Here is a 14,968-nt window from a genome sequence, read left to right on the forward strand (position 1 = left end):
GAGACAGAAACACAGTTCAAATCCAAAATCCAAAATACTCTTGCCCCTATTCTCTACCTTCTAGATTAAGTGTTGTAAACCAACGGCGCGATCCCCAGTCTAATCTGGGTCGTGGGGTGTTTTAGCGAAAAGAAGTGAGTTAAGATCGCAAACGATCGGTCAAAATTTAACAACCTGCTCCAATAGCTTACCGTTATAGACCTCGTTCTCCATCGTGGCAATTGCTACGAGCGGAGTATCGATTAGTATCCGCGTAAAAATCGATCGTGAATTTATAACTCATCTATGCCGCATCCCCTCCACGTCGCCTTTATCTGGCACCAGCACCAACCTCTGTACAAGTACCGCGATGGTAAGTACCGATTGCCGTGGGTGCGTTTGCATGGGACTAAAGATTACCTAGATCTGATCTTGCTGTTAGAAAAGTATCCCAAACTGCATCAAACTGTAAACTTAGTTCCATCGCTAATTTTACAGTTAGAGGATTACATTGCTGGAACAGCCTTCGATCCTTACTTAGAACTAGCTTTGATGCCGATCGAGCAACTTCAGGATGCTCAAAAGCAGTTTATCATTCGGCACTTTTTTGACGCCAACCATCACACGCTCATCGATCCGCACCCGCGCTACAGCGAGCTGTATCACCAACGCCAAGAGCATGGCGAGCCTTGGTGTTTCGACAATTGGATCGATCGCGATTACAGCGACTTATTGGCATGGCACAATCTCGCTTGGTTCGATCCCTTATTCTGGGAAGATCCAGAGATCGCGCACTGGCTGGCACAAGATCGGGATTTTAGCTTGAGCGATCGTCAACGCATTTATTCCAAGCAGCGGGAGATCTTACGACGGATCGTGCCTCAACATCGCAAGATGCAGGAATCGGGACAGCTAGAGGTAACGACGACGCCCTACACCCACCCGATTTTGCCACTGTTAGCCGATACCAATGTCGGACGGGTAGCCATCCCCAATATGGATCTACCACAGCAACGATTTCAGTGGGCTGAAGACATTCCCCGCCATCTGAATAAGGCTTGGGATATGTACAAAGATCGCTTTGGCTGCGCGCCACGGGGCTTATGGCCGTCAGAACAGGCGGTAAGTCCAGAAATGTTGCCTTATGTCGCCCAGCAGGGTTTTAAATGGCTGTGTACGGATGAGTCGGTGCTGGGTAATACCCTCAAGCAATATTTCCATCGCGATGGTGCGGGAAATGTGCTGGAGCCAGAGTTACTATATCGCCCCTATCAGGTGAGTACGCCCGATGGCGACTTGTCGATGGTATTCCGCGATCACCGTTTATCGGACTTAATTGGATTTACTTATAGTGGGATGCCCGCAGAAACAGCGGCAGCGGATTTAGTCGGACATTTGCATGAGATCTCCCGCTCTCTGGCTGCCAAAGAAGGGCACGGCGGTAACAGCCTAGAGAAACCATGGCTAGTCACGATCGCCCTCGACGGCGAAAACTGTTGGGAACACTACCATCTCGATGGCAAACCCTTCCTCGAACACCTCTACGGCACCCTTAGCGACGACGAGACAATCAAGCTCGTCACCGTCTCGGAATTCCTCGACGAATTCCCCCCAACAGCTAGTTTTCCACCCGCAGACATGCACACGGGTTCGTGGGTAGATGGTAGCCTCACCACCTGGATTGGCGATCCTGCCAAAAATCGCGCGTGGGACCTGCTCACCGCCGCCCGACAAGTACTGGCAAATCATCCCGAAGCTACCGAACAAACCAATCCCGCTGCGTGGGAAGCTCTATATGCCGCAGAAGGTTCGGATTGGTTCTGGTGGTTTGGCTACGGGCATTCTTCCAACCAAGATGCCATGTTCGACCAACTATTCCGCGAACATCTCATCGCCCTGTATCAAGCTTTAAATGAGCCTGTACCGCCCGAATTGCGCCAACCAGTCGAATCTCACGAGCGGCGGACTACCTACCGGCCAGAGGGCTTTATCAATCCAGTCATCGATGGTAGCGGCGACGAGCAGGATTGGAATTTTGCCGGACGCTTAGAAATTGGCGGTGCTAGTGGCACGATGCATCAGGCGAGTCTGATTCAGCGGGTGTTTTATGGTGCAGATCACCTGAATTTTTATCTGCGGATGGACTTTAAAGCTGGCGTCAAACCAGGCTTAGAGATTCCCAACGAGTTGAATTTGGTGTGGTTTTATCCCAAGGAAATCATGCACAATAGCCCGATTCCGTTGGCAGAATTACCGCGTCAAGCACCGACTAATTATCGGTTCCACCATCGACTCCTGATCGATCTAACCACCAAGAACACTTGGTTGCAAGAAGCAATGGATTACGATCGGTGGGAGGCTCGATCGAGTAATGCTCAAGTAGCCTGGGATAAGTGTCTAGAAATTGCCGTACCGTGGGCAGATCTCCATCTCGAACCAGATTACGGGTTGCAAATGGCGTTGATGTTCTCCGATTGCGGTCGTTATCGCCAGCACATTCCAGAACAGGGATGGATTAGTTTGCAAGTTCCGTAAGATTAGAGATTAGAGGGTAGAGGGTAGGAAGTAAGGGATCGATCGAGTAGTTTCGGCGATTCGATCTTGCCTGAAACCTGTGTGGTGGGCACTGCCCACCCTACATATATATCTTTTCTACATATATATCTTTTCGATCGACATACAATGATAATTCCCCACCCTGTTCATGGCTAATCTTCGCTAGAATTGGGTGGGAACTTTATAGTTATAGTTGTAGGTAGGAGACAGCAGCTCGAAAACCAATATTACAGTATACATATCTCGCCAAATACAAGTATGCTTATTTTTCCTGAAGGAGTTAGGTTAGCGACTTCTACAGAGATACCTTTCGATCCAGATCTTCCAGAACTACTAGCGAAAATAAGTAATGCCCAAATTGAGCCAGGTTATATCGTTCATGAGATAAACGATCGATTGTTTAAATATTATATCGAAGCAAATGTCAACGCTAAGCAAGTATGGCCATTGTTTTGTTCATTGTGCAAGATACTTTTTCCAGAAGAATCTCAGCCTGTTTTAGGAGATATCAGTGGGGAAACTTTACATGGAGAGTATGCAAATACAGCGAAAATGCTTGAACTATTTGACAGATTTCAATTCTATTTAGCTAATGATTGCTCTCTCCAATTTGGCTTAGGAAATTCATCTCCAGAGGAAATATGCGAAGTTTTTGTGGCATCAACTAAGCACTTTCAAATATGGACAAACACAGTAGATAGTGTAGAAAAAATCATGGCAGACTATGATTTGCGACGAGTCGAGAATCTGCAATTCATAGATGAATTTCCCAGAGTTACCACATCATTAGAGTATAAAGATGGTTTTGATGGATATCAAGATTTGCTTGAATACTTAACAAAATTGGTATCATAAATATCTGTAAATTCACCTGAGAATCCAAATGTTGTTCACTACTAACTCTACTTCTCTCCATAACCAAAAGTAAAATTGGTTGCAAATCCCCAAATAAAGCTGTGGGGACAATCCAAAATCCAAAATCCAAAATCCAAAATCGAAATGACTATTTTTACGCTACAATCTGTTAAAAAAGACTTTGGAATCAAAGAGATTCTCAAAGATGGATCGTTTAGCCTAGATGCGGCGGATAAAGTTGGTTTAATCGGGATGAATGGATCGGGAAAATCAACTTTACTCAAGATGATCGCGGGATTAGAACCGATCGATGGCGGACAGATTTTACTCAATCCTGGAGTGACGACAATTTATTTGCCACAGCAGCCAGAAATGGAGCCAGAGCGCACGGTATTAGAACAAGTATTTGCCGATAGTGGCGAGCAAATGCAACTAGTGCGCGACTATGAGGAAATATCCGAAAAACTCGCTCGTCCCGAAAATAATGACTCTGCCGAATTATTAAATAAATTATCCACCGTGATGCAGCGGATGGATGCAGTTAATGCTTGGGATCTAGAAACCAAATCCAAGATTATTTTGACTAAATTAGGCATCCATGATTTTGAAGCAAAAGTTGGCGATCTTTCGGGTGGATATCGCAAGCGAATCGCACTAGCTGCGGCGTTATTATCCGAACCCGATGCGTTATTAATGGACGAACCGACGAACCATTTGGATGCTTTATCGGTGGAGTGGTTGCAAGATTATTTGAGTCGGTATCGCGGGGCAATTTTATTAATTACGCACGATCGCTACTTCTTGGATAAAGTTACCAATCGGATTATCGAGATCGATCGAGGCGATATTTTCACTTATAGTGGTAACTACTCTTATTACCTAGAGAAGAAAGCACTTGCAGAAGAATCAATGGTTGGCACCCAGCGCAAACATGCCGGATTATTGAGACGAGAATTAGCTTGGTTGCAACGGGGAGCAAAGGCTCGTAGCACCAAACAAAAAGCGCGAATTGGACGTGCTGAAGATCTCAAAGAAAAAGAATTCAAACAAATCACTGGTAAAGTCGAAATATCGACACCCACGCGCCGAATTGGCAAGAAAGTAATCGAAGTCGTTGGCGTCTCTAAAAGTTATGGCGATCGCCAGTTAATATCCGATTTTACCTATGAATTTTCACCTGACGATCGCATTGGTATTATCGGCGAAAATGGAGCGGGTAAATCGACACTAATGGACATCTGTACGGGACGATTGGCACCCGACAAAGGTACAGTCGATATCGGTACCACAATTCATATCGGCTACTTCGATCAACATTCCGAAGATTTACAAGAAGCAGGTACCGAACAACTCCGCGCGATCGACTATATCAAAGAAGTCGGTGAGTATGTCAAAACCGCCGACGGAACACAGATTACGGCATCGCAAATGTTGGAACGGTTTCTATTTACTCCCAACCAACAATATACGCCGATTAATAAACTCTCAGGCGGTGAAAAACGTCGCTTATTCTTATTGCGCGTCCTCATGAGTATGCCGAATGTCTTAATTCTCGACGAGCCGACAAACGATCTCGACGTGCAAACTTTAGGTGTATTAGAAGAATATCTCTTTGAATTCAACGGTTGTGTAATTGTAGTTTCACACGATCGCTACTTCCTCGATCGCACGGTTGAGAAAATATTTGCACTAGAAGACAAAGGCAAAGTCCGCGAATATCCTGGCAATTATTCTGTATATCTCGATTACAAACAAGCCGAAGCTACTGCCGACAAATTAGCTGCTAAAAACGATCGATCTAATGAAAAAGCAGCCCCTACAGCTATCCCTGTAGAATCACCTAAAAATGAAGCTAAAAAACGTCGGTTATCCACTTGGGAGCAGCGAGAATTTGCCAAGCTCGAAGCCCAAATAGCCAAACTCGAAGCAGATAAAGCCAAACTAGAACGAGAATTAGCACACTCACCAAATGCTGGATACAGTCAGCTTCAGAAACTCGCCGCCGATTTAGAAGTAGTTAATAAAGCGATCGATACTACAACAGAGCGGTGGTTGGAACTGGCGGAATTTGCATAGATTTTAGTTAGAGCGAGCGCAATACCTCTCGGTGAAGATCTGTTGGCAATTGCAATCGCCGCTAGCGATCCAAAGTCCGCCTACGCGGACTAACTAATTTTTAGATTAACAAAAGAAGTATTGAGAGCGAGCGAACCCAAGAAACCAACGGAATAATAGTCGTCGTATTAATACCAATCTGTTGAGATTTTACGATGCTACAGGAGATCGAATTTTTATCTGGGCTGATTTTATAGCGGCGAAGAGCGGACGAGCGTGGATCGCTGCCTTCTGCCTTTTCTCAAAGTTTCTTCCGTGCGATCGTCAATCCGTCACCGATCGGAATTAAACTAATCTGGACGCGATCGTCATGGTAAATTTGCTGATTGATTTGCTTAATCGATCGAGTGCGTTTATCGTCATTCATAGCAGGATCGACGACTCTGCCATACCACAAGACATTATCGACTAAAATCAATCCGCCCTGACGCACGAGTTCAAAACAGCGATCGTAATAAGCTGAATAATTATTTTTGTCGGCATCGATAAAGGCAAAATCGAAAGTACCCGCTTCGCCATTAGCTAATAATCGATCGAGTGTGTCTAAAGCTGGTGCGATCTGGAGATCGATTTTATCGCTGACGCCTGCTGATTGCCAATATTTACGTGCGATCGAGGTAAATTCATCGCTGACATCACAAGCAACAATTCGACCGTCATCTGGTAAATTCAGGGCTACAGAGAGCGAACTATAGCCTGTAAATACGCCAATTTCTAGGCATTTTTTAGCACCGATTAATTGTACTAATAATCCCATCAATTGCCCTTGTTCGGGCGAGATTTGCATATTTGCCAAGGGATGTCGCTCTGTTTCTGCGCGGAGCTGGGCTAATATTTCGGGTTCGCGGACGGAATTAGCCAGTAGATATTGATGCAGAGGCTCGCTTAAGCCAATAGATCGATCGGACATAGTTGATAGTTGATAGTTGATATAGCAATCCTCTTTGAGTTTCTCACAGTAAAGTCAACTTGTAGGGGCGGTGGATAATGGTGCCCTTCTCCTTTAGGATTGCTATAGTTGGGTTCTTAGGAGCTAATTTAAACTCATGTTATTTATTGAAAATATTGTAATTTTATCTGAGAACTAGAGCGGAGGGGCAATTCATGAATTGCCCCTCCGCTCTGGTTCGCGCGGTGGTTCTGTTTTTAATAACATAGCGATTGCTGGATCGTAGATACCTAGCTCCCAATTGAGAGCTTGTTTGATTTGAACGATATTTATATTTTTTGTCTTACGAAAATCGGCTTTATTGAGATTTGCCCCTTCGAGATTGACACCAGCCAAATCGGCTCCGCTGAGATCGGCTTTGGTGAGATTTGCTTTGCTTAAAGTTGCTCCGCGCAGATTGGCACCGATGAGAATCGCCCCACTGAGATTGGTATTACCCAAACTAGTGTTGGTGAGGATCGCACCATCGAGAATTGCATCGCTAAGATCGGCTTTATTGAGATTGGCTTCATTTAAATTAGCCGCACTAAGATTGGTGTTACTTAAATTGGCTTGAATTAAATTCGATCGATCGAGTCGAGTTTGGGTGAGATTAGCATCGTGGAGATTGGCATGGCTGAGATTTACCAAATTGAGATTGGCTTGACGTAAATCTGCTTTAATTAAACTAGCATTATTGAGTTTAACTCGATCGAGCTGTGCTTCCACAAGATTGGCTTCGCGGAGATTGGTGAAACTCAAATCCAGATACTGTCGATCGGTTTCTAGATCGATTTTACGACGTGCGATCGCAGTTAGTGCCGCTTGTGAATCCGTCCGAATTGCGGATAATTGCGAGGGATCTTGTCCTTTGATATTTTGTTTGCCCCGCACGAATGAAGATAATACTTCCATAATCGTCCAGCCATCTCGCGGCGAATCGTTGGCAATTCTTTCTAAGGCATAAATTCCGCCAATTCTAATCGTTTCTTCTTTATTCCCTAATTGCTCGATCGAGCGGGTAAAGCGTTCGGTAATCAATCGATTTTCACCTTGAGAAAAGTTTAAGAATAAAATCGAGCCACCGAAGATAGTTGCCCCCGTACTCAAGCTCGCAATAATCAGCCGAATTAGTTCCAGAAAAAAGCTCCGACGACTGAGTTTTTCTGCCGATTGCAGTTGTTCGAGCGCGGCTTGCCAATTGGCGTCGGGATTAATATCACCCCCTCCCTGTGCTTTCCACATTTCGTAGGCTTTAGCACGAATGATTTCTGGAGCGATGGGAGCCGGACTAATTAAAGATTGCAAGAATTTACCGATCGTGTTCATTAAACAAAGATTCACACGCTACCGACATCAGTAAACTTTACTACAGTCGCGTTCGTAACTCCTATAAAAACATAATCGCTACCCTTATATTTAAGGGTAGCGATTAGTTAAGATGCGGATAAAAGGAATCGAACCTTCACTTCTTGCGAAACCAGAACCTAAATCTGGCGCGTCTACCAATTCCGCCATATCCGCAGGCAATGTTTCTTACTATAGCACAAATATCATCTCAAATCAAATAATTTCTTAAATCTCACCCACTTACATTGGACAAGGATAGTCCTGCAAGGGATAATTTACTCTAGCGACAAGCCCTCAAAATTGAGGGTAAGAGCAATTCATGAAGCGGCTTGCGCAACTCCTTCTCTTCTCCTGTCGGAGACGCTTCGCTACGAGACGCGAAGCTTAACGGCGGGGCAAAGCCCTACGCGCTGAGGTTTCCGTCTAGCGACACGCCTAACTCCGCTCGTCTACAGCGTGCGTTGCACCAAGCAGCAAGACAAGACAGTATCTACCCTCAACTTCAAGAGCAATTTATTCCTAGATCGATCGCTGCTCTTAGGCTTTAACTTTCGCATCTAACTTGGATGCTACGAAAAAATCACCCCGCTCGTCAACGCCGATTTGCCCTAGCGATTCATCGCCAGTAATCAATCTGGCACCGCGTTTGCGCGTGAAATAGCTCCACGTCCACTGAATGAACACCACCAATTTACTATCGAATTCAATTAGATAATAAATATGGACGAAGACCCAAATCAACCAGGCCAAAAAGCCCGACATTTTAACTTTACCAAAATCAGCTACTGCCGAATGTCGGCCAATCACCGAGAGGCTACCAGCATCGTAATACTCAAACGGCGGCAAACTTTCATAGTTGAGACGCTTGATAATTAAATCTGCCACATATTTACCTTCTTGGGTGGCAACAGGAGCGACGCCAGCGAGCGGCTTGCCATCGGGTTTGGTAAAGTTGGCCAAATCGCCAATAACAAAAATCTGCGGATAGCCTTTGATGCTCAGATCCGATTCCACCATTACTCTACCGACTCGATCGAGTTCGACGCCAGTATGTTCGGCTAAAATCTTACCCATGGCTGAAGCTTTGACACCCGCAGCCCACAAGACGGTTCGAGCTTCTACGCGCTCGATATTCTCGCCCTGACGGATGGTGACAACGTTGTCTTCTATATTTGTCACCAGTGCCTTTGTCTGCACCTTCACGCCCAATTCTACCAGGGATGCTTCCGCTTTGGCCGATAGTTCGGGTGGATAAGGGGGCAACACTCGATCGAGTCCTTCAACTAGCACGACCTTCGCTTCGGCGGTATCGATATTGCGGAAATCCTTTTTGAGGGTACTATAGGCCAATTCGGCGATCGCTCCAGCCAATTCTACGCCAGTGGGGCCGCCACCGACGACGACAAAGGTCAGCCAAGCGCGACGTTTTACCGGATCGCTCTCTTTTTCGGCGGCTTCAAATGCCATAAAGATCCGACGGCGCATTTCTAGCGCATCTTCGACTGTTTTCAAGCCGGGGGCTGTCGGTGCCCATTGGTCGTTGCCAAAGTAATGATGACTCACACCAGTGGCTAGGATCAGCGTGTCGTAAGTAATATCACCTTTATTTAAGAAAACTTTTTGTTGCTCTGGATCGATATTTTTGACTTCCCCCATCAGCACCTTGGTGTTCTGCTGCTTATTGAGGATCGATCTCAATGGTGAGGAAATATCCGCAGGCGATAAGCCGCCTGTGGCAACTTGATAGAGTAGGGGTTGAAAGAGGTGAAAATTACGTTTATCGATTAGCGTCACCCGCACGGGTGCTTTGCCTAATGATAGTGCCGCATGAAGTCCCCCAAAACCTCCACCAACGATGACGACATGGTGCAGTGACTGGTTCTTAACTTTATCGCTCGCGCTCATCAGGTCTCCTCAATTCAATCTTTAGATGGTCATTATAGCTCCGAAATCACTCGATCGGTTGGGGATCGAGTGATTTCGGGGATGTTTATTGCTAGCCTCAGCTAGATCTCTGCAAAGAAAGGTAGTTATTCGATCGTATGTAGAGAGATTAACGCCAGGATATCGATCGATTTCACAATTCAAACAAGTAGAAAAATTGTGAAGAAAAAGTGATAACAAAGTGACAACAAAATGAGGTTATATACCTATTTTAATCAAATCCTTGTAAGATGCAAATAGTGTTAAAAATTTAAGTTGCAATCTCGATCGAGTAACAGCCGATCGAATTAAGCCAATATTTTATGTTAGAAGCATTTACCGCTGCATTGTCACTAATTACTGCCTCGGAAATTGGCGATAAAACCTTCTTTATGGCAGTAATATTGGCCAGCCGCTATCCGCGCAAGCCAGTATTTCTGGGTGTAGTAGTGGCATTAGCCGCGATGACAGTTCTATCTGTGTGGATCGGTCAGCTTCTGATGTTATTGCCTAAGTTGGTCGGCCAGTATCTACCTCCTAGTTTGGGCTTTTTGACGCATATTTCGATCGAATATGTAGGAGCTGTCCTATTCTTCTTTTTTGGGATTAAGTTGCTCTATTCAGCCCGAAATATGTCTCGTAAAACCGATATAGAAGTAATGGCTGAAGCAGAAGAAGCCATTGAAGATGGCGAACGTAAATTCAAACAGCGAAATACTGCTTGGAAAATATTTATTGAAAGTGGCGTGCTAACATTTGTCGCCGAATGGGGCGATCGCACTCAGTTTGCGACAGTGACGTTGGCGGCGACTAAAGACTCGCTGGGAGTCATGGCTGGGGGCATTGTCGGACATGCAATCTGCGCGCTGATTGCGGTCATTGGCGGTCGCGCGATCGCCAGTCATATTTCTGAGCGGACGATTACGATAATTGGCGGATTATTATTTATCTTGCTGGCGATCGTCACGATCTCTTTTGGTAGATAGCGATCGTTTGGGATAATATTACTCACCCAAATTAACTATAAAATTCTCGTTAAATCCAAATTAAATCCTGGCATTACATCCTGGCAATCAATTGCATCTGGAGCTTGCAGAACTTCAGCTTCTCTTTCTAATCGATAAATTTCAACTTGACGATCTTGAGGGTTAATTAATAATCCCAACTTGACACCCAGCCGTTGATATTCCAGCATTTTAGCTTGTAAGTCGCTCAACCTGTCGGTTGTGGAGCGCAACTCAATCAGAAAATCGGGCACCACCGGAATAAATTGTCTGAGCGAAATACCTTCTAATCGAGAGTTTTCGATCCACGAGACATCAGGAGAAATTTTACCGCCACCGATTGCCGTAAAATCATAGCCAGTGGAAGAGTCAAATGCTTTCCCTAATTCGGCGCGTTCGTTCCAAGCCCAAACTCGACCGAATAAATTACCATTTTTTTCGCCACTCTCCCCAAACGTTGGTGCCATGACGATTAATTTTCCTTCTTTGGTCAACTCCAATCGCAAATCTCGATTGTCTGCACACAACCTGTCGAATTGTGCTGGCGTAACATGGAGATCTGCACTGCGAATATTAATTAACAGCGGTTCGGTATCTACGGATTGGGTGACATTCATAAAACATCCACTCGATCGATTAGCTTTCACTACATTTCTATTATGCCAGTCTGGGTTCATGGGTAAAGGCAATGTCTTGCCTTGACGCACACAAACGGGGGGGAACCTCTCGTTTGTGTGCGTCGCTGAGTGAAACACATGGGTCGGGAACCGCCGCGTGATTTCACTCGCTTCATGAATTGCTCCTACCAAGCAACTTAGACAAAAAGCCCGCAGGTGCGGGCTTTTTATGAATTAGGGGGATAGATTTTCTCCGTTTCAACATCGCAGTGGGGTTGGAAACCTACGCTGGTGATGCGAAGTCCGCCTGCGCGGACTAATTGACTAGTCCGCGCAGGCGGACTTCGCATCACTAGACCCGATTTTAATCGGAGGCGATCTTAGAACGGAGCTAACATCCTTCTCAACCTAACGTCGAGCTAGTTTCTTAGTAATCTTCCGCAACCGAATTGATTGAGGAGTAACTTCAACTAGCTCATCGCCGCTGATATATTCTAGAGCGCGTTCGAGCGTCATATCGATCGGGGTTTTGAGCTGTACCAATTCTTCCCCGCCAGATGCGCGGTGGTTGGTCAATTGTTTGCTCTTACAGATATTCAGTTCGAGATCCTGCGGACGGTTGTTTTCGCCAACGATCATTCCTTTATATACCTTCGTACCAGGCTTGATAAAGAACGTGCCGCGATCTTCAGCACCCATCAGCGCGTAGTCGGTAGCAGTACCTTCTTCAAAAGAAATCAGTACACCATTCCGACGGGCAGAAATATCACCACAAGTCGGACGATATTCGAGGAAACTGTGATTCATAATCCCCGCACCGCGAGTCATCCGCATGAATTCGCCCCGGAAGCCAATCAAACCCCGTGCAGGGACGACAAATTCTAGGTTAGAACGACCGTTTGCGCCGACGACCATATCTTGCATTTCTCCCTTACGCTGACCGAGACGTTCGATACAGCTACCGACGGCTTCTTCAGGTACATCTAAAGCCAACAATTCAAACGGTTCGCATTTTTGACCGCCAATCTCACGGTAGATTACCTGCGGCTGGGATACTTGGAATTCGTATCCTTCCCGACGCATATTCTCGATCAAAATACCGAGGTGAAGTTCCCCACGTCCAGCGACGGCAAATTTATCTGCTTCGCCAGTTTCTTCGACGCGCAGGGCTACGTTAGTTTCTAATTCGCGGAAGAGTCGGTCGCGAACTTGGCGCGAGGTGACGTTTTTGCCTTCAGTACCTGCAAACGGCGAATCATTCACGCAGAAAGTCATCTGCAAGGTTGGTTCGTCTACATCGATTAATGGCAATGCCATTGGTTCGTTCGGACAAGTAATGGTTTCACCGATATTTGCATCAGCAAATCCAGTTACAGCCACGATATTACCCGCAGTTGCGCTGGGAATTTCGATCCGCTTCAAGCCATCAAAGCCTAAAAGCTTGGTAATCCGGCCTTTGGAGATCGAGCCATCTCTTTGAATTAGCGCGGCTTGCTGACCCATGGTAATAGTACCGTTGTGGATCTTGCCAATTACGATCCGACCGAGATAATCGGAATAATCGAGAGTGGTCACTTGCAGTTGCAAGGGCTTGTCGGAGTCGCCGATTGGAGGTGGAACGTGGCGCAAGATCGCCTCAAACATCGGTACCATATCGGTACCTTTCGTTTCCATATCGTTTTGGGCGTAACCACCCATCCCCGAAGCAAATAGGTGGGGGAAGTCGCACTGGTCGTCATCTGCTCCGAGTTCGAGGAATAAGTCTAAAACTTTATCCACTGCCGCGTGGGGCGATGCTAGTTCGCGATCGATTTTATTAACTACGACGATCGGGCGCAAGCCTTTTTCGAGGGCTTTTTTGAGGACGAAGCGAGTCTGGGGCATCGGCCCTTCATTGGCATCGACGATCAGGATACAGCCATCGACCATGCCCAATACGCGCTCGACTTCGCCACCAAAATCTGCGTGTCCGGGGGTATCGATAATGTTAATTAATGTGTCTTTGTACTTGACAGCGGTATTCTTGGATAGAATTGTAATACCACGTTCGCGTTCGATGTCATTGGAGTCCATCACACAAATAGGCACTTCCTCCCCTTCGCGGAAAACACCGGATTGTTTCAAAAGTGCATCAACAAGGGTAGTTTTACCGTGGTCTACGTGCGCGATGATGGCTACGTTACGAATGGGAATGCTCATAAATTGTGGAGTTAGAACTCTAGTACGATCCGATCTGGATGTTTGAAATTTACTAATTTCTGTAAATATCTATGAATAATTGTAGCCGATCGCGGGTACTATTGCCGCCAGGAATTGGTACGGATTGACCGCTCGATCTCGATTTATTCTGATGTTCGCTCAAGAAAATCCCCTCCCAAGAGCGGTGCGCGCCCGTCGGGTTTCCCGACGCGAAAAGCGCAACAAGACAGGGGTTGCCCGCAGGGCGGGGTGGGTAGATCTCCAACGTAGCCTAGCAATTGCCACGCGCCACACGATCGACTGCTAATGCTTCGAGGGGAAGATCGGATTGCTGGTGCTAAGTAAAGACCCTTACCCACCCCGCCCGTTGGGCACCCCTCCGAGGAGGGGATTTTTCGATCGATCTTACTTAGTAAAATTGACTCAACTGCAATCGTCCGAGTAGGGGATTTTTCAATCGACCTTATTAAGCTAAATTGATTAAACCGCGATCGATAATTTGGCCTTGGCTATCGATGCCAGTGAGCAGAAGTTGGTCTTGATAGACTTCGATGATGCCGAAGCTGTGGATGCTTTGAGCGAATGCCGTCCAGCTTTGGGCTTTGACAGGATAGAGCGTCGCGCCGCCACCGCCACAGACTAGATATGTAGTGCCATCGATCGGTTGAGAGCGTTGATAATTATGGTCGTGACCGTTAATCCACAACTTTACCTTATGCTTTTTCAAGATGGGGGTGATATCTCTTTGCATGATGGCATCGACTTTATAGACGCCCGCCGAATAGATATTGTGATGTCCGTAGACGATATTCCATCTTGCTTTACTCGCTGCTAACTCGCGATCGAGCCATGCCAACTGTTTGGCACGCTCTGTTGATGCTGGATTGACGATCGCATTAGTTTCGAGTACAAAAAATTTCACATCCCCATGTGTGTGAGTATAGTACTGCCCCTGCATATTAAATAGGGGATATTCAACTTGGCGATCGCCATTGTCTGTCCGCACGTCATGATTGCCCAAAGCCGCATAAAATTTCACCCCTCGCTTGAGTAAATCTGCATAAGGAATTTCAAAAGCCTCTTTAATCTTGGACATCTCGCCATTATTATAGATATTATCGCCCACCATCAACACTGCCTGAAATGGATTTTGCTGATGGTATTGGCTCAGGGCGCGACCGACAGCATATTGATTTTTGGTGCTACTGCCAGTGTCGGCCATCACTGCGAATCGCTGCAACAATTTTGACTTGGGCAATGCTACTGCCAAACGCGAGTTGTCATCGGCAACGGCGGGACGATCTTCCTGCGCAGCATTTGCGCCATCATTGGTATTATTAAAACGCTCGGTTAGTAACTTGCCAGACACAGCCAAACCAAAGCCAGCCAAGCCAGCTCCAATTATAAATTCACGACGGTTATTACTCATAAATTTTGATTAT

At 46.1% G+C, this 14,968-nt stretch carries 11 protein-coding genes and 1 tRNA gene; 5 read left to right on the plus strand and 7 right to left on the minus strand.

Annotated features, from left to right (window positions below):
• Positions 1–285 precede the first annotated feature (285 nt).
• The 3 genes from CHA6605_RS21440 to CHA6605_RS21450 all read left to right on the plus strand — a co-directional run bounded on the left by CHA6605_RS21440 (position 286) and on the right by CHA6605_RS21450 (position 5,466).
• Positions 286–2,514: a glycoside hydrolase family 57 protein gene (locus CHA6605_RS21440; protein WP_015161479.1), complete on the plus strand. Its 2,229-nt coding sequence runs from the start codon at positions 286–288 to the stop codon at positions 2,512–2,514.
• A 279-nt stretch (positions 2,515–2,793) separates the two neighbouring features.
• Positions 2,794–3,390 (plus strand): hypothetical protein, encoded by a 597-nt coding sequence (locus tag CHA6605_RS21445; protein WP_015161480.1) that lies wholly within the window; start codon positions 2,794–2,796, stop codon positions 3,388–3,390.
• A gap of 144 nt (positions 3,391–3,534) precedes the next feature.
• Positions 3,535–5,466: an ABC-F family ATP-binding cassette domain-containing protein gene (locus CHA6605_RS21450; protein ID WP_015161481.1), complete on the plus strand. Its 1,932-nt coding sequence runs from the start codon at positions 3,535–3,537 to the stop codon at positions 5,464–5,466.
• A 280-nt stretch (positions 5,467–5,746) separates the two neighbouring features.
• On the opposite strand, the gene CHA6605_RS21455 is transcribed toward CHA6605_RS21450, so the two are convergent.
• From CHA6605_RS21455 to CHA6605_RS21470, 4 genes are all read right to left on the minus strand, one after another.
• Positions 5,747–6,415: a class I SAM-dependent methyltransferase gene (locus tag CHA6605_RS21455; RefSeq protein WP_015161482.1), complete on the minus strand. Its 669-nt coding sequence runs from the start codon at positions 6,413–6,415 to the stop codon at positions 5,747–5,749.
• 192 nt (positions 6,416–6,607) lie between these two features.
• The gene (locus CHA6605_RS31935) at positions 6,608–7,762 is read right to left on the minus strand and encodes a pentapeptide repeat-containing protein (RefSeq protein ID WP_015161483.1); all 1,155 of its coding nucleotides are present in this window, start codon (positions 7,760–7,762) and stop codon (positions 6,608–6,610) included.
• Positions 7,763–7,875: 113 nt separating this feature from the next.
• Positions 7,876–7,957: transfer RNA gene (locus CHA6605_RS21465), tRNA-Leu, on the minus strand.
• Between the two features lie 363 nt (positions 7,958–8,320).
• A complete protein-coding gene (locus CHA6605_RS21470; RefSeq protein WP_015161484.1) occupies positions 8,321–9,688 on the minus strand; it encodes an NAD(P)/FAD-dependent oxidoreductase in 1,368 nt (455 codons plus the stop codon).
• 341 nt (positions 9,689–10,029) lie between these two features.
• Here CHA6605_RS21470 and CHA6605_RS21475 point away from each other — a divergent pair, with 341 nt between their 5' ends.
• On the plus strand, positions 10,030–10,692 hold the full coding sequence (locus CHA6605_RS21475; RefSeq protein WP_015161485.1) for a TMEM165/GDT1 family protein: 663 nt from the start codon (positions 10,030–10,032) through the stop codon (positions 10,690–10,692).
• A 35-nt stretch (positions 10,693–10,727) separates the two neighbouring features.
• Here the strand turns inward: CHA6605_RS21475 and CHA6605_RS21480 are convergent, their stop codons facing one another.
• Together CHA6605_RS21480 and typA are read right to left on the minus strand one after the other, a co-directional pair.
• Positions 10,728–11,327 carry a Uma2 family endonuclease gene (locus CHA6605_RS21480; RefSeq protein WP_015161486.1) on the minus strand — a complete coding sequence of 200 codons (600 nt, stop codon included), beginning with the start codon at positions 11,325–11,327 and terminating at the stop codon, positions 10,728–10,730.
• Between the two features lie 408 nt (positions 11,328–11,735).
• On the minus strand, positions 11,736–13,526 hold the full coding sequence (gene typA, locus CHA6605_RS21485; RefSeq protein ID WP_015161487.1) for a translational GTPase TypA: 1,791 nt from the start codon (positions 13,524–13,526) through the stop codon (positions 11,736–11,738).
• A gap of 151 nt (positions 13,527–13,677) precedes the next feature.
• Between typA and CHA6605_RS21490 the strand changes: the two genes are divergently transcribed.
• Positions 13,678–13,833 carry a hypothetical protein gene (locus tag CHA6605_RS21490; RefSeq protein WP_157260064.1) on the plus strand — a complete coding sequence of 52 codons (156 nt, stop codon included), beginning with the start codon at positions 13,678–13,680 and terminating at the stop codon, positions 13,831–13,833.
• A 159-nt stretch (positions 13,834–13,992) separates the two neighbouring features.
• Here the strand turns inward: CHA6605_RS21490 and CHA6605_RS21495 are convergent, their stop codons facing one another.
• Positions 13,993–14,955, minus strand: a complete 963-nt coding sequence (locus tag CHA6605_RS21495; protein WP_015161488.1) for a metallophosphoesterase family protein — start codon at positions 14,953–14,955, stop codon at positions 13,993–13,995.
• Between the last annotated feature and the right edge of the window lie 13 nt (positions 14,956–14,968).

The sequence above is a fragment of the Chamaesiphon minutus PCC 6605 genome, from assembly GCF_000317145.1.
GTDB classification, from domain to species: Bacteria; Cyanobacteriota; Cyanobacteriia; order Cyanobacteriales; family Chamaesiphonaceae; genus Chamaesiphon; species Chamaesiphon minutus.